Source organism: Variovorax sp. EBFNA2, from assembly GCF_033802765.1.
In the GTDB taxonomy this organism is placed as follows: Bacteria; Pseudomonadota; Gammaproteobacteria; order Burkholderiales; family Burkholderiaceae_C; genus Variovorax; species Variovorax paradoxus_H.
The window spans coordinates 1406376-1424102 of record NZ_CP138496.1 but is presented as its reverse complement, the minus strand read 5'-3'; the positions used below and the strand labels follow the sequence as shown (position 1 = coordinate 1424102).

General features: G+C 69.3%; 18 protein-coding genes. 9 read left to right on the top strand and 9 right to left on the bottom strand.

From position 1 onward, the window contains the following. The first annotated feature begins 89 nt into the window (after positions 1-89). Positions 90-398, top strand: a complete 309-nt coding sequence (locus RZE79_RS06410) for a DciA family protein (protein WP_056578205.1) — start codon at positions 90-92, stop codon at positions 396-398. A gap of 21 nt (positions 399-419) precedes the next feature. Here the strand turns inward: RZE79_RS06410 and RZE79_RS06405 are convergent, their stop codons facing one another. The 4 genes from RZE79_RS06405 to RZE79_RS06390 form a co-directional block, all read right to left on the bottom strand. Then, positions 420-1655, bottom strand: coding sequence for a pyridoxal-phosphate dependent enzyme (locus RZE79_RS06405; RefSeq protein WP_319359484.1), 1236 nt, complete (start codon positions 1653-1655; stop codon positions 420-422). Positions 1656-1759: 104 nt separating this feature from the next. Then, a complete protein-coding gene (locus tag RZE79_RS06400) occupies positions 1760-2452 on the bottom strand; it encodes a hypothetical protein (protein WP_319359483.1) in 693 nt (230 codons plus the stop codon). Positions 2453-2534: 82 nt separating this feature from the next. Continuing rightward, positions 2535-3542, bottom strand: a complete 1008-nt coding sequence (locus RZE79_RS06395; RefSeq protein WP_319361110.1) for a response regulator transcription factor — start codon at positions 3540-3542, stop codon at positions 2535-2537. Between the two features lie 20 nt (positions 3543-3562). Continuing rightward, positions 3563-7192 carry an ATP-binding protein gene (locus RZE79_RS06390; RefSeq protein WP_373696564.1) on the bottom strand — a complete coding sequence of 1210 codons (3630 nt, stop codon included), beginning with the start codon at positions 7190-7192 and terminating at the stop codon, positions 3563-3565. A 102-nt stretch (positions 7193-7294) separates the two neighbouring features. Between RZE79_RS06390 and RZE79_RS06385 the strand changes: the two genes are divergently transcribed. From RZE79_RS06385 to ureC, 4 genes are read left to right on the top strand one after another with little or no spacing between them, the layout of a single operon-like run. Continuing rightward, positions 7295-7597, top strand: a complete 303-nt coding sequence (locus RZE79_RS06385) for an urease subunit gamma (protein ID WP_101488960.1) — start codon at positions 7295-7297, stop codon at positions 7595-7597. A 32-nt stretch (positions 7598-7629) separates the two neighbouring features. Then, positions 7630-8226: a HupE/UreJ family protein gene (locus RZE79_RS06380; protein ID WP_319359481.1), complete on the top strand. Its 597-nt coding sequence runs from the start codon at positions 7630-7632 to the stop codon at positions 8224-8226. Positions 8227-8233: 7 nt separating this feature from the next. After that, entirely contained in the window at positions 8234-8539 is a 306-nt protein-coding gene (locus RZE79_RS06375) for an urease subunit beta (protein WP_101488958.1), read from the top strand. Between the two features lie 3 nt (positions 8540-8542). Next, positions 8543-10261 carry an urease subunit alpha gene (ureC, locus tag RZE79_RS06370; RefSeq protein ID WP_319359480.1) on the top strand — a complete coding sequence of 573 codons (1719 nt, stop codon included), beginning with the start codon at positions 8543-8545 and terminating at the stop codon, positions 10259-10261. Between the two features lie 4 nt (positions 10262-10265). Here the strand turns inward: ureC and RZE79_RS06365 are convergent, their stop codons facing one another. From RZE79_RS06365 to RZE79_RS06350, 4 genes are all read right to left on the bottom strand, one after another. Beyond that, the gene (locus RZE79_RS06365; protein WP_319359479.1) at positions 10266-11666 is read right to left on the bottom strand and encodes an amidase; all 1401 of its coding nucleotides are present in this window, start codon (positions 11664-11666) and stop codon (positions 10266-10268) included. 163 nt (positions 11667-11829) lie between these two features. After that, positions 11830-12768, bottom strand: coding sequence for a helix-turn-helix domain-containing protein (locus RZE79_RS06360; protein ID WP_319359478.1), 939 nt, complete (start codon positions 12766-12768; stop codon positions 11830-11832). Positions 12769-12901: 133 nt separating this feature from the next. Continuing rightward, positions 12902-13306, bottom strand: coding sequence for a type II toxin-antitoxin system death-on-curing family toxin (locus RZE79_RS06355; protein ID WP_319359477.1), 405 nt, complete (start codon positions 13304-13306; stop codon positions 12902-12904). Continuing rightward, complete coding sequence (locus RZE79_RS06350; protein WP_319359476.1) at positions 13303-13530, bottom strand: AbrB/MazE/SpoVT family DNA-binding domain-containing protein; 228 nt, start codon at positions 13528-13530, stop codon at positions 13303-13305. The genes RZE79_RS06355 and RZE79_RS06350 overlap by 4 nt, the downstream gene beginning before the upstream one ends. A 71-nt stretch (positions 13531-13601) precedes the next feature. On the opposite strand from RZE79_RS06350, the gene ureE reads away from it, so the two are divergent. From ureE to ureG, 3 genes are all read left to right on the top strand, one after another. Beyond that, a complete protein-coding gene (ureE, locus tag RZE79_RS06345; RefSeq protein WP_319359475.1) occupies positions 13602-14198 on the top strand; it encodes an urease accessory protein UreE in 597 nt (198 codons plus the stop codon). A 136-nt stretch (positions 14199-14334) separates the two neighbouring features. After that, positions 14335-15006 carry an urease accessory UreF family protein gene (locus tag RZE79_RS06340; RefSeq protein WP_319359474.1) on the top strand — a complete coding sequence of 224 codons (672 nt, stop codon included), beginning with the start codon at positions 14335-14337 and terminating at the stop codon, positions 15004-15006. Between the two features lie 21 nt (positions 15007-15027). Continuing rightward, positions 15028-15678, top strand: a complete 651-nt coding sequence (ureG, locus tag RZE79_RS06335) for an urease accessory protein UreG (RefSeq protein WP_319359473.1) — start codon at positions 15028-15030, stop codon at positions 15676-15678. A 37-nt stretch (positions 15679-15715) separates the two neighbouring features. On the opposite strand, the gene RZE79_RS06330 is transcribed toward ureG, so the two are convergent. Continuing rightward, the gene (locus tag RZE79_RS06330) at positions 15716-16594 is read right to left on the bottom strand and encodes a pirin family protein (protein WP_319359472.1); all 879 of its coding nucleotides are present in this window, start codon (positions 16592-16594) and stop codon (positions 15716-15718) included. Positions 16595-16742: 148 nt separating this feature from the next. Here RZE79_RS06330 and RZE79_RS06325 point away from each other — a divergent pair, with 148 nt between their 5' ends. Next, a complete protein-coding gene (locus RZE79_RS06325; protein WP_319359471.1) occupies positions 16743-17708 on the top strand; it encodes a LysR family transcriptional regulator in 966 nt (321 codons plus the stop codon). Positions 17709-17727: the final 19 nt, after the last annotated feature.

The following is a 17727-nucleotide window of genomic DNA, read 5'->3' as shown; positions in this document are numbered from 1 at the left end:
TCGGATGGCCCCGTTCCGGAACAAACGCCGACGCAAGCGTCGGCAAACCGGGCATTTTAGCTGTCTTGTTTCTAACCCCTGGATTACCCATGTATCGCCGACTTCCCCCCGCCATTTCACTGCACGAAGCTGCGGCAGGCGCCCCCACCCTGGGGAGCCTGATGGCGCGCGCGCGGGACACGGCCGAGCGGCTGAAGGCCATCGAAGGGTTGATTCCGCCGGCCATGCGCGCGGCCATCCAGCCGGGGCCGGCCGAGGGCGATGTGTGGTGCCTGCTGGTCAAGGGCAGCGCTGCGGCCGCCAAGCTGCGCCAGCTGTCGCCGATGCTGGTCACGCGCCTGAAGAACCGGGGCTGGGACGTCGCGACGATCCGCATCAAGGTGTACACGGGGCGCTGAGCCCCGGAACTGCACACCGCTTCAAGCGGTGACGGCGCGATCGGGCCAGCTCGGATCGCTCGATGCGTCCGAGGTCAGCACCAGCACGACGTGCGCATCGGCCGCGATGGTCTCGGCCTCGCGCAGTTGCCGCACCGCCCCCAGGCCTGCCGCCGCCGCCAGTTCGGCGCTCACGCCGGCCGCGGTGAGCAGCCGCCGCGCCGCGCGGGCCTCGTCGTCGCCCACCACCACGGCACCGCCGCCGCTGGCCGTGGCCGCCTGCCATTGCAGATACGTGACGGTCGCGCCTGCGCTCGACAACTGCGCCGTGCGACCGGGGTAGCTGCCGTTGAGCGCCCCGCCCTCGAGCACGCGCGACAGCCTTGGGAAAGGTTCGACCAGCCACATCCGCGGCAGGCGCGCGATGCGCCCCGCCGCCAGCAGCTCGCGAAAGCCGGCGTAGATGCCCCAGGCCATGTCGCCGCGCCCGGTCGGCACCACGACGTGGTCGGGCAGGCCGCCGTCCTGCAGGCACTCTTCGGCAATGGCCTTGTAGCCCTCCACGCCCAGCGGCGCGTTGCCGAGCGCCGGCAGGCGGTAGTTGGTCAGCGCGAAATAGCCCGGGTACTGCGAGCGCTCGCGCACGAAGCCCCAGCGGCCGGTGTTGTCGGCGAACACATAGCGGCGCGCGCCCAGCGCGTCGAGCTGGCGCGCGTAGGTCGCGGGCATCGCCTCGTACGTGGCCACTTCGCAGCCGAGCCCCGCCGCCCACGCGTAGTGCGCCGCCGACACCGCCGTGTTGCCCGACGACGCGAGCACCAGCGTGTGGGCGCCGGCGTCCAGCGCCTGGGCCACGCCCATCGCGGTCAGCCGGTCTTTCGGGGAGCCGGTCGGATTGCGCGATTCGTCCTTGATGCTCAGGCGCGCCACGCCGAACTGCTCCGCCAGCGCGGGCATGTCGTGCTGCGGCGTGTGTCCCTCGCCGAGCGAGAAGCCCTGCACGTACGGCATCGGCACCACGTCCGGGCCGCCGGGCCGGTAGCTCGCGCGCAGCCCGACGTGAAAGCCGGCCTGCCGGCAGGCCGGGCAGCCGTCGTTGGCGAGCGAAACCGGGTACAGCGTGTCGCAGCGCAGGCACTGCAAACCCTGCAGGCGCGGATTGCGCTCGGGCGTGAACGAGCGGCCGAGCACCCCGGCCGGCCGGCCCGGCAGGAAGGTCTGCGCGGGGCTCTCCGGCGGTGCGGTGAACTTGAAGTCCAGAACGGGCGATGGGGTCACGGATCGTTGACTCGTTAATAAATGTGACGGAATCTTATTCAAAATCAACCAATTTCCCGATACGGGAATTCATCCCATTGCAGTGGCTTTCAGTTTCTCTTCACTTATTTCCACGTGAATTCGTGGTTCAGCCCGATCACCACGCCGCGCGTACCCTGCGGCCCGGTGCGCGAGGTGCTGATGTCGAGGCTGATCAGCGGCGTCAGGCTGAAGCGGCCGCCCACGCGCGAGGTCCACACGCCCCCGGCCCGGTGGCGCTCCGCGATCAGCGAGACGGCATCGTTCAGCGCCCACTCCACCGCCAAGCCGCCGCGCGGCGTGCGCGCGCCCGTGCCCAGCGCCCAGTCGGCGCCGAGGTTGGCGTGAAATTGCAGGCTTTCGGTGGGCCGCCAGGTGAGCGGTACGACCAGCTGGCCGCCCATGCGACCGCCGCGCCGCAGATCGGCCACCGCGCCCACCGACACGGCGGCGCTGAAGGGTGCGTCGGCGGCGGTGCCGGCAAAGGTCCATTTGAGTTGCGGGCCACCCGTGACCGAGTGAACGCCCTGTGCCGAGAGCCGGTCGACGTTCAGCCCCAGCTCGACCGGCCCGACCCGGCAGGCCGGCCCGACATGAAAGCCCGTAGTGACCGGCTCGGCGCCGCTGCGGCCCCACCAGGTTTCGTACTGGCACTGGCCCGGATCGAGCGTGCCGGCATCGTCGACATCGAAGTGGCCGGCGGCCTGCGCGCCGAGGCCCGGCAGCGCCGCGCATGCAGCGAGCAGCAGGCGTGCGGTGCGCTTGTTGTTGTTCTTCATCTCGTGCTTCCCTCAGAGAGCCCTGCCTCATTCTAGGAAGCCGGAAAGTCCGCGCCATGACGCGGCGCCGCCTGCAGATCACTCAGAACTCGAACTGCGGCTGCAGCTCGCGGAGGCGCTTGATCGCCACGCCGGCCGCCGCCGTGCGCGTCTCGACGCCCAGCTTCACATACACGCGCTCTAGGTGTTTCTTGGCCGTGGCCGGGCTGCTGCCGAGGATCTCGCCGATGTCTTTGTTGGTCTTGCCCTTGACCACCCAGTACAGCACCTCGGCCTCGCGCGCCGTGAGCTTCAGGCTCAGGCTCATGGCCTCGATGACGGCGGTGTCGGAGACCTCGCGCATGACGATCATCCATTCGTCGCCGGCATCGTCCTCGCCGGTCTGGCGGTGCAGCCGCAGGCTCAGGCTGCGTGCGCCCTGCGCGATGACCAGCGCGGGCGGCTCGATGCCGCGCGCGCGGGCCTCGGGCGCGTGCTGGCGCAGCCAGTCGAGCACGGCCGGCGGCGTCTCGGGCGCCTGCGTCTCGCAGTAGCGCGCCAGCAGGTCGCGCGCCAGCGCCGTCTGCCAGATCAACCGCCCCTCGGGCAGCCGCACCGTGATGCTCGCGTAGCCGAAGGCGTCGAGTGCGTTGCGCGCCTGCCCGGCCTGGTGCGCCTCCTGCCGCGCGCGGCGGGCGCCCTGCAGGTGCACGTTCATGCGCGCCAGCACCTCTTTCGGCTTGATCGGCTTGGTGACGTAGTCGACCCCGCCCGCCTCGAGCGCCGCCACGAGGTGCTCGGTTTCGGTGAGGCCCGTCATGAACACGATGGGGATGTGCGCGGTGGCCGCATCGGCCTTGAGCCGGCGCGCCACCTCGAAGCCGTCGATGCCCGGCATCATGGCGTCGAGCAGCACGATGTCGGGGCGCGCCTGCGCGGCGCGCTGCAGCGCCTGCTCGCCGTTGGTGGCGATGAGCACGGTGTAGCCCGATTCGTCGAGCGCGTCGTGCAGCACGGCGAGGTTGTCGGGCACGTCGTCGACGATCAGCACCAGGTCACCGTGCGCGCCCTGCTGCTCACGCAGCGTGCGGGCGAGCGGCGAAGTGAGCATGGTCGGTGGAGACAAGAGAGTCATGCGGCGCCCTCGGCGGCTTCGGCCAGTGCGCGGCCCATGGCCTCGAACTGGAACTGGCGGGCCAGCGCGCGCTGGACCTCGGTCCACGCGGCGCACTCGGGCTGCGCGGCGTCGATGTCGTCGAGCTGGTTCATGATGCCGCGAAAGTAGCCCAGGCCCACCGCTTCGTCGAGCGCGCGCAGGCGCGCCAGCGACGGCGGCTGCATCGCGCGCGGCGCGGCCACGGCGGGCGCAGGCCGCGCGGCGGTGTCGGTCCATGTCAAGGCGAGCCGACGCTCCAGCCAGTCGAGCAGTTCGCTGTGGCGCACGGGCTTGACGAAGAAGTCTTCGGGCGCAATGCCCACGTCGTTGTCGAGCCCCTTGTCGAAAGCATTGGCCGAGACGATGGCCACCGACGCTTCGGCCAGCCGCAGCTTGCGCGCGCGTCGGATGGTTTCCCAGCCGTCGATGCCAGGCATCGCGAGGTCGACGAACATCGCGTCGGGCCGGTAGCCCGCGGCGATGAGGTCCAGCGCGTCGTGGCCGCTGGCCGCGCTGCGCAGCTCGAAGCCCAGCGGCGCGAGCACATGGCCCAGCAGTTCGCGATCGGCCTCCTCGTTGTCGACCACCAGCAGGCGCCGGCGCACGCCCTCGTAGCCTCGCCGTGCACGCGGTGCCGGTGCGATGCGCGCGGTGCTACCCGCCACCGCCTCGTGCACCCGCGGCAGGAACAGCCGCACGCAGAACAGCGAGCCCTCGCCCGGCGTGCTGCGCACCTTCATCTCACCGCCCATCAGGTCGGTCAGCATCTTCGCGATGGTCAGGCCCAGGCCCGCGCCCGGCGCCGACGACACCGCCGCGTGGCCGCGCGCAAAGGGCTCGAAGATGCGCTCGATGTCGGCCTCCGTCATGCCCGGCCCGGTGTCCTCGATCTCGATGGCGGCGAACTCGCGTGCATAGGAAATGCGCAAGGTCACCTGCCCCGCCGCTGTGAACTTGATCGCGTTGCCCAGCAGGTTGATGAGGATCTGGCTCACGCGCTTCTCGTCGGCGCGCACCACGTCGGGCAATGCGCCGGCCGCCTCGAAGCGAAAGCGCAGGCCCTTCTCGGCCGCCTGCAGCTCGAACATGTCGGCCAGCTCGCGCATGGCGTCGGCAAAGCGCATCGGCCGCGCGTCGAGGGTGAGCTTTCCGGCCTCGATGTGGGCGATGGCCAGCGTGCCCTCGATGAGCGACAGCAGGTGCTCGCCGCCGCGCTTGATGACGGCCACGGCCTGCTGGCGGTGCGGCGGCACCGAGTGGTCTTCGCCCATGAGCTGCGCGTAGCCCAGGATGCTGTTGAGCGGCGTGCGCAGCTCGTGGCTGATGGCGCTGATGTAGCGGCTCTTGGCCTGGTTCGCGAGGTCCGCCGCGCGCCGCGCCTGGTCGGCCGCGAGCTTGGCGTGCTCGGCAATCTCACGGGCTTCTTCGGCGCTTTGCTTGGCGTCCTGCAGCGCGCGGTCGGTCTCGCGGTGCAGAGCGATCTCGCGCACCAGCAGGTGGGTCTGCCGGTTCGACTCCTCTTGCGCCACCTTGCGGCTCTGGTGCGCCAGCACCAGCCACCACGCGACGATGCCCGCGATGACCAGCAGCGCCATGTAGGCCTTCAGGAAGCCCGAACGCAATGAAGCCTGCTGCACGGCGGCCAGCGCCCCGGCCACGTCGACCTGCGTCGCCAGCGCGAGCGCGCCCTCGCTCAAGGCCCGCAGCTCCTGCTGGTAGAGCACGCCGAACACCACGGCCAGCAGCGGCACGATGACCAGCATCAGCAGCAGGAAGTGCCCGAGCCCCGTGTCAAGGTAGCGCCAGCTGCGGCGCGGCAGCAGCCAGCGCAGCACGCCAGACCACTGCGCCGACAGGCTCGCGTGCGGTTTGCACAGATCGCCGCAGCGCGCATCGAGCGTGCAGCACAGCGAGCAGATCGCGCCCTGGTAGGCCGGGCAGTGCGCCATGTCGGGCCCTTCGTACTCGCGCTCGCAGATCACGCAGTGCTGCACCTTCAGGCGCTGGTAACTGCCGCCGTCGTCCGGCGTCGATTCGACCCGCGCCCAGCGCACCTTGCGCCCGCCTGCAGCCGGCGCGAACAGCACCGAGCCGCCCACGTCGGACGTGCGCGCCAGGTAGTACTTGCCGCCCGTAGCCCACGCCAGCAGCGGCGACGCCACCAGCGCCGTGCCGAGCGCAATCAGCGCCGAGAAGGCCTGCGCCAACGGCCCGAACACACCGAGGTGCGCCGTGATCGACAGCACCGACGCCAACGCCATCGCGCCCACGCCCACCGGGTTGATGTCCCACAGGTGCGCACGCTTGAACTCGATGCCCGGCGGCGACAGCCCCAGCGGCTTGTTGATGACCAGGTCGGCCACCACGGCCATCATCCAGGCGATGGCGATGTTGGCGAACAGCCCGAGCACGTCGCCCAGCGCCTCGAACACGTTCATCTCCATCAGCATGAAGGCGATGAGCGCGTTGAACACGACCCACACCACGCGCCCCGGGTGGCTGTGCGCCACGCGCGAGAAGAAATTGCTCCAGGCCAGCGAGCCCGCATAGGCGTTCGTCACGTTGATCTTGAGCTGCGAGATCACCACGAACAGCGCGGTCGCGGCCACTGCCCAGCCGTAGTTCGGAAACACGTACTCGTAGGCCGCCAGGTACATCTGGTTCGGATCGACCGCGCGCTCGACCGGCACCATGTGCGTGATCGCCAGGTAGGCCAGCGCCGCCCCGCCCAGCATCTTGACCACGCCCAGCACCACCCAGCCCGGCCCGCCCGCCAGCACCCCGGCCCACCAGCGGCGCGCCGAACCCGCGGTGCGTGCCGGCATGAAGCGCAGATAGTCGGCCTGCTCGCCCATCTGCGTGATGAGCGCGATGCCGACCGTCAGCGCAGCACCGAACAGGTGCAAGTTGAATCCTTGCGCGCCCGGCTTCGCCCCGCTGTAGTGCGTGATGCCCGCAAACGCACCAGGATCGCGCACGAGCACGAACACAAAGGGCACGACCAGCATCAGCAGCCACAGCGGCTGTGTCCACAGCTGCAGCCGGCTGATCACCGACACCCCGTGCGTGACCAGCGGAATCACCACCAGCGCGCACACCAGGTAGCCCCACACCGGCGGAATGCCCAGCGCCAGCTCGAGCGCGTAGGCCATCACCGCCGCCTCGAGCGCGAAGAAGATGAAGGTGAAGCTCGCGTAGATCAGCGAGGTGAGCGTGGAGCCGATGTAGCCGAAGCCTGCGCCGCGCGTGAGCAGGTCCATGTCCAGGCCGTAGCGCGCCGCGTACACGCTGATCGGCAAGCCCGCCAGGAAGATGATGAGCCCCGTGACGAGGATCGCCCAGAAGGCATTGGCGAAGCCGTACTGCACCAGCAGCGTGGCGCCGACCGCCTCCAGCACGAGGAACGACGCCGCCCCGAAGGCCGTGTTGGCCACCCGCCATTCGGACCATTTGCGAAAGCGCTGCGGCGTGTAGCGCAGCGCGTAGTCCTCGAGCGTTTCGCTCGCGACCCAGCTGTTGTAGTCGCGCCGCACCTTCACGATGCGCTGGGGCGCGTCGTCGGAAAGGAGGGGTGCGTCGGCAGGGTTCACACCGTTTCGGTGCAGCTTCCGTGCCACCGGGTACGTCATTTGGCGAACAGGGCACGACTGTTGCAAAGAGATTGGCTTGCCCATAATCACCGACCGCCACCCGACGAAGCCGCCGCCATGGAACTGACCCCGCGCGAAAAAGACAAGCTGCTGATCTTCACGGCCGCCCTGCTGGCCGAACGCCGCAAGGCGCGCGGGCTCAAGCTCAACTACCCCGAGGCCATCGCGCTGATCACCGCCGCCGTGATGGAAGGCGCCCGCGACGGCAAGAGCGTCGCCGAGCTGATGAGCGAGGGCCGCAGCGTGCTCACCCGCGCCGACGTGATGGACGGCATCGCCGACATGATCCCGGACATCCAGGTCGAAGCCAGCTTTCCCGACGGCACCAAGCTCGTGACCGTCCACCAGCCGATCGTCTGAAGAACCTCCGCCACAAGAAGAAAGATCCCGCCATGCGCTTCGCAAAGACTTCCGCCTTGCTCGTCACCCTCCTGCTGCCGCTGGCCGCCAGCGCCCACACCGGCGTCGACGGCGGCGTGCACCACGGCTTCGTCACCGGCTTCATGCACCCATTGACCGGCGCCGACCACCTCGCGGCGATGGTCGCGGTGGGCCTGTGGAGCGCGCTGGTCGCGCGCCGCGCCTGGCCCGACCTGCTGTGGGCGCCATTGGCCTTCGCGGGCATGCTGCTCGCGGGAGCGCTGGCCGGGCTGGCCGGCGTGCAGCTGCCAGCCGTCGAGCCGATGATTGCGGCCTCGCTGCTGGTGCTGGGCCTGCTGGTCGCCACGCGCGTGCACCTGCCGGCCGGCGCCGCCATGGCCGTCGTGGGCCTGTTCGCCGTCTTCCATGGCGTGGCGCACGGCCACGAGCTGGCGGGCGAGCACGGCGCCGCCCTCACGCTGGCCGGCATGGTCAGCGCCACGCTGCTGCTGCACGCGGCCGGCATCGCGCTGGGCTGGGCGCTGCGCCATGCCAACGCCTGGCTGCCGCGCGTGGCCGGTGCCGCCGTCGTCGCCCTTGGCGCCACGCTGCTGGCCCAGGCGGTCTGAGGCGGCCATGACGCCCGGCGAACTCCTCATCGACGACGGCGAGCACACGCTCAACCCCGGCCGCCGCGCCCTCACGCTGGTCGTGCGCAACACGGCCGACCGGCCGATCCAGGTCGGCTCGCACTATCACTTTGCCGAAACCAACGGCGCACTCGACTTCGACCGCGCCGCCGCGCGCGGCATGCGGCTGAACATCGCCTCGGGCGCCGCAGTGCGCTTCGAGCCGGGCCAGCAGCGCACGGTCGAGCTGGTCGATTTTTCCGGCGATCGCATCGTCTACGGCTTTCGCGGCCTCGTTCAAGGGAAGCTCTGAAACATGGCCACCATCGGGCGACGCGCCTATGCAGAAATCTTCGGCCCCACCGTGGGCGACCGGGTTCGTCTCGCTGACACCGACCTGCTGATCGAAGTGGAAGCCGACTACACGCTGCGCGCCGGCGGCTACGGCGAAGAGGTGAAGTTCGGCGGCGGCAAGACGATCCGCGACGGCATGGCGCAGTCGCAGCGCACGCGCGCGCAAGGCGCCGTCGACACCGTGATGACCAACGCGTTGATCCTCGACCACTGGGGCATCGTGAAAGCCGACATCGGCCTGAAGGACGGCCGCATCGCCGCCATCGGCAAGGCCGGCAACCCCGACGTGCAACCGGGCGTGGACATCGTCATCGGCCCGGGCACCGAGATCATCAGCTGCGAAGGCACCATCGTCACCGCGGGCGGCATCGACAGCCACATCCACTTCATCTGCCCGCAGCAGATCGAGGAGGCGCTGGCCTCGGGCGTGACGACCATGCTCGGCGGCGGCACCGGCCCGGCCACCGGCACCTTCGCGACCACCGCGACGCCCGGCCCGTGGCACATCGAACGCATGCTGCAGGCGGCCGATGCGTTTCCGATGAACCTCGGCTTTCTCGGCAAGGGCAACGCGAGCCTGCCCGATGCGCTGCACGAGCAGATCGAAGCCGGCGTCATGGGCCTGAAGTTGCACGAAGACTGGGGCACCACGCCCGCCGCCATCAGCAACTGCCTGGACGTGGCCGACGCCACCGACACGCAGGTGGCGATCCACAGCGACACGCTGAACGAATCGGGCTTTGTCGAGAACACCATTGCCGCCGTGGGCGGACGCGCCATCTGCGCCTTCCACACCGAGGGCGCGGGCGGCGGCCATGCGCCCGACATCCTGCGCGTGGTCGGCGAGGCGAACTTTCTGCCGTCGTCGACCAACCCGACGATGCCCTACACCGTGAACACGCTCGACGAGCACGTCGACATGCTCATGGTCTGCCACCACCTCGATGCCGGCATCGCCGAAGACCTGGCCTTTGCCGAGTCGCGCATCCGCAAGGAAACCATCGCCGCCGAAGACGTGCTGCACGACCTGGGCGCGATCAGCATGTTCAGCTCCGACAGCCAGGCCATGGGCCGCGTCGGCGAGGTGGTCATCCGCACCTGGCAGACCGCGCACAAGATGAAGCAGCAGCGCGGCGCGCTGCCCGAAGACAGCGAGCGCAACGACAACTTCCGTGCGCGCCGCTACGTGGCCAAGTACACAATCAACCCCGCCCTCGCGCACGGCATCGCGCACGAAGTCGGTTCGATCGAGGTCGGCAAGTGGGCCGACCTCGTAGTGTGGAAGCCGGCCTTCTTCGGCGTGAAGCCCTTCACCATCATCAAGGGCGGCACCATTGCGATGGCCGCGATGGGCGACCCCAGCGCATCGATCCCCACGCCGCAGCCGGTGCACTTCCGGCCGATGTTCGGCGCCTACGGCGGCTCGCTTGCGAAGAGTTCGCTGACCTTCGTCTCGCAGGCCGGGCTGGCGGCGGGCATCAAGGAACGCTACGGCCTGAGCAAGCACCTCTGTGCGGTGAAGAACATCCGCAACGTGCGCAAGCAAGACCTGATCCACAACGGCTACACGCCGAAGATGGAGATCGATGCACAGACGTATGCCGTGCGCGCCGACGGCCACCTGCTGACCTGCGAGCCGGCGAAGGTGCTGCCGATGGCACAGCGGTACTTTCTGTTCTGAAAGCTCAAACCGCCGGATGCCGGCGGTGCCAGTCGGTCGCCCGCTGGAACGCCCAGCCCGCGCGCACCAGCAGGTCTTCGCCGAAGTGCGGCGCCACGAACTGGAAGGCCACCGGCACGCCCGCCTCGGTGGCACCACCCGGCAAGGTGAGCGTGGGGCTGCCCGTGAGGTCGAACGGGCAGGTGTAGCGCAGCATGCCCGCCAGCAGCTCCGGGTCCACGCCGAGCTGGCTCGCGCGCTCGAGCGTCGGCGCTGCAAAAGGAATGGCCGGAATCAGCAGCAGATCGATCGGCTCGAAGAACGTGCGCACACGGCCACTGAAATCAGCGCGGCGCAGCAGCAGCTTCTGGTAGTCGGTGGCGCTTTGCGACAGGCCGAGGTCGATCAGCCCCGACAGCCCCGGGCCGTACTCCGCACGTCGCGCCGGGTACGTCGCCTCGTGCGCCACGGCGGTCTCGACCGCACACAGCGGCGACCAGTCGAGCACTGCCTGCGCCGTGTCGGGAAACACCACCTCGCGCACCGAAGCACCCAGCGACTCGACCGTGCGGATCGCGGCGGCGAGCGTGGCGCGCGTCGGCGCGTCCACGCGGTCCAGCGTCCAAGCGGGGTCGATGCCGACGCGCAGGCCGGCCAAGCCGCGCGTCATCGTCGCCAGATAGTCAGGCACCGGCAGCGTGCTGGCCGTGGGGTCGCGCGAATCGGCGCCGGCAATGGCCGCCAGCATCGCGCCCGCATCGGCGGCACTGCGCGTCATCGGGCCGATGTGGTCGAGCGAAGCGGCGAGTTCAAAGGCACCGTAGCGGCTCACCCGTCCCCACGTCGGCTTGAGGCCCGTGATGCCGTTGGCTGCCGACGGAAAGCGGATCGATCCGCCCGTGTCGGTGCCCAGCGCGCCGAAGCACAGCCCCGCCGCCGTGGCCACGCCCGAGCCGCTGGACGACACGCCGGGCCACAGCGTGGCGTCCCACGGGTTGACCGGCGACGCGATCTGCGGATGGTGGTCGGCAAAGGCGCCTTCGGTCTGCTGCAGCTTGCCGAGGATCACCGCGCCAGCCTCGCGCAGGCGGCGCACCACGGTCGCGTCTTCGGTCGGACGGAAGGACTTGTGGATCGTCATGCCGTGCGCGCTCGGCACGCCCTCGGTCCACAGCAGGTCCTTCACGGCCAGCGGCACGCCGTGCAGCGGCCCGCGCGCGCGGCCGGCGGAGATCTCGGTGTCGGCGCGGCGCGCATCGTCGAGCGCCTGCGCATCCATGCGGGTCGCATAGCTGCGCAGCCGGCCATCGACGGCCTCGATGCGCGCGAGCATGGCGCGCGTGACCTCTTCCGACGAGCGCTCGCGCGACTGGATCTGCCGGCCGACCTCCAGCAGTTCGAGATGATGCAATTCCTTGTCCGCCATGACTGACTCCCGCATGTGTAGGGTTGAGAAAGAGAAGGTCCGAATCCAAATACCAAGTGGCAGAAGCTGCCACCCCGGGCGAACCTTATCGGCGCGGCGCGGCCCGCGCTGGTCTCTTCCGGACATGCACTTGTGCTGAGGCGGACAACCCCACGCGCAACGTTCAGCGCGCCTTCAGCAGCGTGTGCGGCGCGCAGCCATACGCCTTGCGAAAGGCCCGGCTGAAGTGCGACAGGTCGGAGAACCCGTGCTGGAACGCGACGTCCGTCACGCTGTGCGCGCGCCCGCCCATCAGCGCGTCGCGGCTGGCTGCGAGACGCGCCTGCCAGACCGCGCCCATCGCCGTGGCGCCCTGGCGCGCGAACGCCCGCGCCACGGTGCGCGCCGAGACGTGGTGCGCCTGCGCCAGCGTGTCGAGCGAAAGCGCCGGGTCGTCCAGGTGGCGCGCGATGTAGGCCGTCATGCGCGCGTGCAGGCCGTGCTCGGCGCCGGCGTCGCCGGTGGTGTCCTGCTGCAGTTCGAGCGTCACGGCCAGCAGGTCGATGAGCGCGCTGCCGAAGCGTTCGGCGGCAGCGGAATGTGGCTGCGCAAACGCCGGGTTCGCCGTCTCCTGCAGCATCGCGTGCAGCGGCCTCGCGCCGGGGCGGTCCGCGGCGATGGTGCGGGCGGTGAAGTCTTCAGCCTTCGCAAAGCGCCGCAACAGCAGCCGGCGCGGCATGCGCGCCAGGTAGACCGAGCGCGCGTCCATCGTGCATTCGAACGGCCGGCCTGCGTCGTAGAGCAGCATGTCCCCGCTGCGCAGCCGCCCCTGCCGCCCGCCTTGCACGAAGGCGCCCTCGCCCTCCTGCACGAACGCCAGCCACAGGTCGTCCAGCGGGTGCTGACGCAGGTGGTGCGCATCGCGCGCCCAGTAATGCAGTGGCGCCGACATGCGGTTGACGCTGACCGCGCCCACGTCACGCACGTCGAGCCGCCCTTCGAACGACTCCGCCGTCATCGCACGGCTGGCCGCGGGAATGCAGTGGCGGCACACGACGTCGTGCCAGCAGTCGAAACGCAGCGGGGTGGCGACGTCGGTCGTCAGATAGGCCAAGCTGTTCATGACGCGGATGCTGGGGCGGATGGGGCGCAGAGGCAAGCCCTGAGCGGGGCCCGGTACTTGCTATGGAAGGAGGAACCCTTGCTGCACCGTGCCCATGCCTACGTTTTCACTCGCCCTCGCCTCGCGCGCCGCTTCAGCCGCCCCGTGGCGCCAGGTGCTCGCGAATCCACTGGGCGAGCGCGTCTTCGTCCAGTGCGCCTTCGGCGAGCTTCAGCGTGATGAGCACGCAGTCGTGGTCGGACGCAACCAGCTCGAAGCCATTGAGGTCGAGGAACACTTCCATCGCGACAAAAGCCGTTCGCTTGTTGCCGTCCGTGAAGGGGTGGTTGCGCGCAATGCCGAAGGCGTAGGCTGCGGCCAGCGTGGCCGCATCGGGCGATTCGTACAGCGCGCGGTTCTGTGGCCGGCCCATGGCCGAGGCCAGCAAGCCCTCGTCGCGCACGCCGGCCGGCCCGCCATGCTCGGCCAGTTGTTCCTCATGCACGGCATGGATCAGCTGCAGGCTGAGCCAGACCCAGGCCTGGTTGGCCGCGCTCATTTCGCCAACTCGCGCAGCACGTTGCGCCGCTTCTTCATGACGCGCCGCGCCGCCTCCATCTGGCGTTCGAAGTCATCGTCGTACGGCGTCAGCGTGAAGCCGCCACCGGCGGCCTGCGTGAGGTAGACCGTGTCGCCCTTGCCGACATTCATGCTGGCCAGCACCTCCTTGGGCAGGATGACGCCGACCGAGTTGCCGATCTGGGTCAGTTTGAGTGCGGACATGGCGGACTCCTACGAGAAAAAGTTATAACAAGCGTTATATTATTCCGCCTCATCTGGAGTCGCAACCCGCCATGCTCACCGCCAACAAACTCATGTCCCAGGGCCGCGGTCTCGCGCCCGTGCTGCTCAAGCGTGCCGCCACCATCGAACTCGATTGGGACGTGCGCCAGAAAAGCCGTTTCGACGCCACCGACTCGCAGGGTCGGCAGATCGGCATCTTCCTGCCGCGCGGCACTGCCGTGCGCGGCGGCGACGTGCTGGTCGCGGAAGACGGGTCGCTGGTGCGCGTGATCGCGGCGCCGCAGCCGGTGCTGCGCATCACGCACTGCACGGCCCACGGCACGCCCTTCGACCTGACGCGCGCGGCCTACCACCTGGGCAACCGGCATGTTCCGATCGAGCTCAAGCCCGATCACCTGAAGATCGAACCCGACCACGTACTGGCCGACATGCTGCGTTCGATGCACCTGATCGTCGTCGCCGTCGAAGAAGCCTTCGAGCCCGAAGGCGGCGCGTACGGATCGCAAGGACACTCGCACGGCGGCCACAGTCACGACCATGGCCATGACCACGGCAAGAGCGGTCCGAAGCCACTCGTGCTCGCCCCCGAACTGCTCGACGACGATCACGGCCACGCCCACGACCACTCCCACGGCCACTCGCATTGAAATGACCCACCGCCCTTCCCGTGCGCAGGACACTGGGTGCTTCCCGCAGCGAAATCAAGGAGGAGCGAAGCGGGGGACATTCGCGGAGGGAAGTACCCGGTGGCCTGCGCACGCGCCCTGAACAACAGCGCAAAAAATGCCCTCCCCTCACAGCCTCCTTCAGCTCATCTGGCTAGCCTCCCCCGCCCTGCCAGTGGGCGGCTTCTCGTACTCCGAAGGCATCGAGGCCGCCGTCGAATGGGCCGGCATCCAATCAGAAGCCAGTGCCACCGAGTGGCTCTCCGACCAGCTGCACCTGAGCTTCGCGCGCGGCGATCTCGCACTGATGGCCCAGGCGATCACGGCTTGGCACGCGAACGACGCACAACGCATCCGCACCCTCAACGACTGGGTGCTGCACACGCGCGAATCCGCCGAGTTCTTCCTGCAGACCGAGCAGATGGGCCGCTCCTTCGTCGAGTGGCTGAAGCTGCACCATGCCGACACGGCCGAGGTCTTCGCCGGCCTGCCCGCGACCTACCCCGTGGCCTTCGCGTTCGCGGCCAGCCGCACCGAAGCGACCGTGCAAGACGGCTGCCTCGCCTTCGCCTTCGGCTGGGCCGAGAACATGGTCGCCGCCGCCGTCAAGGCCGTGCCGCTGGGCCAGAGCGCGGGCCAGCGCATCCTCGCGCGGCTCGCGAACGAAATTCCTGCGGCCGTCGACCGCGCGATGACCCTGAGCGACGACGAACGCCAGGCCTTCGCGCCCCTGCTGGCCGTGTTGTCGGCCCGCCATGAAACACAATATTCCCGCCTCTTCCGAAGCTGACCGAACCGGACCTTTCCGCCCATGACCTCCGCCCTGCACCACATCCCGAACCGCACCAAAAAGTTCCCGCCGCTGCGCGTGGGCATCGGCGGCCCGGTCGGCTCTGGCAAGACCACCTTGCTCGAAATGCTCTGCAAGGCGATGCGCGACGAGTACGACCTCGTCGCCATCACCAACGACATCTACACCAAGGAAGACCAGCGCCTGCTCACCGTGGCCGGCGCGCTGCCGGCCGAGCGCATCATGGGCGTGGAGACCGGCGGCTGCCCGCACACGGCGATCCGCGAAGACGCGTCGATCAACCTCGAGGCCATCGACCGCATGCTCGAAGACTTTCCCGACGCCGACATCGTGTTCGTCGAATCGGGCGGCGACAACCTCGCGGCCACCTTCAGCCCCGAGCTGTCGGACCTCACCATCTACGTGATCGACGTGGCGGCCGGCGAAAAAATCCCGCGCAAGGGCGGGCCCGGCATCACCAAGAGCGACCTGTTCGTCATCAACAAGACCGACCTCGCGCCCTACGTCGGCGCGAACCTCGACGTGATGGAACAGGACACCCAACGCATGCGCCGCCAGCGCCCCTACGTGATGACCAACCTCAAGACGCACACGGGCGTCGCCGAGGTGGTGGCCTTCATCGAGGCCCGGGGCATGCTCACCGCCGCCTGATCTTTCAATCAAGGCGGCGGCGAACCTGGCGTCGCGCTCAGTGCGCGACCGCCTCCGGCATCTGCCCGAACTTCCCGCTGCCGAAGTCCTTCATCGCCTGCACGATCTCGTCGCGCGTGTTCATCACGAACGGGCCGTGGCCGACGATGGGTTCGTCGATCGGCTCGCCGCTCAGCAGCAGCACCACCGCGTCGTTGTTCGCATCGATCGTCAACGCATCACCCGCGCGGTCGAGCAGCACCATCTGCGCATCGCGCACCACCGTCTCGCCGTTCACCTGCACCGTGCCGCGCAGCACGACGACCGCAGCCGCATGGCCTTCGGGCACCGGCAGCGTCACCTGCGCGCCCTGGTTCAGGCGCAGGTCCCACACGTCGATGGGCGTGAAGGTGTGGGCCGGCCCCTTGTGGCCGAGGTAGTCGCCTGCAATCACGCGCACGCTGCCCGCGCCTTCAGGCAGCGGCACCGACGGAATCTGCGCATCGACGATGGCCTGGTAGCCGGGCGTGGCCATCTTGTCCCTGGCGGGCAGGTTGACCCACAGTTGCACCATCTCGAGCTCGCCGCCGTCGCGCGTGAACGCTTCGGAATGGAACTCTTCATGCAGGATGCCCGCGCCCGCGGTCATCCATTGCACGTCGCCGGGGCCGATGGTGCCGCCCTGCCCGGTCGAGTCGCGGTGCGACACCTCGCCCTTGTAGACGATGGTCACGGTCTCGAAGCCTCGGTGCGGGTGCTGGCCCACGCCGCGCGGCTGCGCGGTCGGCGTGAAGGGGGCCGGACCGGCGTAGTCCAGCAGCAAAAAGGGGCTGGCGTGGCGGCCCAGCGTGTCGTAGCTGAACAGCGAGCGCACAGGAAAGCCGTCGCCGACCCAGTGCGGGCGCGGGGCGCTATAGGTGCCGAGGATCTTCTTCATGGGGTCTTTCCTTTCCATCTGGCGGCTCGCCCGGTGCGGGAAAGCCATGCATCAAGGATGGGGCCGCAACGATGCTTTGAGTAGATGCCAGAATTCGCCCTCATCGTTCCATCTGACGAACGATCAACGGCACGGAGGGCCCCCAGCCATGCGCGACCTGAACGACCTTTACTACTACGCCCAGGTGGTCGACCACGGCGGTTTTGCCCCGGCCGGCCGCGCCTTGAGCGTGCCCAAGTCGAGCCTGAGCCGGCGCATCGCGCTGCTCGAAGAGCGGCTGGGCGTGCGCCTCATCCAGCGTTCCACGCGCCGTTTCAGCGTCACCGACATCGGCCGCCAGTACTACGAGCACTGCGTCGCCATGCTGGTCGAAGCCGACGCCGCACAGGAGGCCATCGACCGCCTGCAGTCCGACCCGCAGGGGCTGGTGCGGCTGTCCTGCCCGTCCGCGCTGGTGTACTACCAGGTGGCCGAGATGGTCGCGAAGTTCATGACCGAGTGCCCGCGCGTGACGGTGCAACTCGAAAGCACCAACCGCCGCGTCGACGTGATCCGGGAAGGCTTCGACCTCGCGCTGCGCGTGCGCTTTCCGCCGCTCGAAGACACCGACCTGGTGATGAAGGTGCTGGGCCACAGCACGCAGCGGCTGGTGGCCCACCCGCGCCTGCTCGAAGGCCTCACGGCCCCCGCCAGCCCCGCCGACATCGGCCTGCTGCCCAGCCTCGACCTCGGTCCGGCCCAGCCGCACCACACCTGGTCGCTCGAAGGCCCCGACGGCGCGAGCGCCGAGGTGCGCCACCAGCCCCGCCTGGTGACCGACGACATGGCCGCATTGCGGCATGCCGCCCTGCAAGGTGTGGGCGTGGCCAAGATGCCGACGATGATGGTTCGCGAGGACCTGCAGGCCGGCCGCCTGGTCGATGCGCTGCCGCAATGGGCGCCGCGCAGCGGCATCGTGCATGCGGTGTTCCCGTCGCGCCGCGGCCTGCTGCCGTCGGTGCGCAAGCTGGTGGACTTTCTGGCGGTGGAGTACGAGGCGCTCGAAGCCCTCGAACTTGCCGGTGTGTCGGCGTCGCCGACCGCGTCGGGGCCGACGCGGACCTCGGTCGACTGAGCCCGGGCCTGCCGGGCTT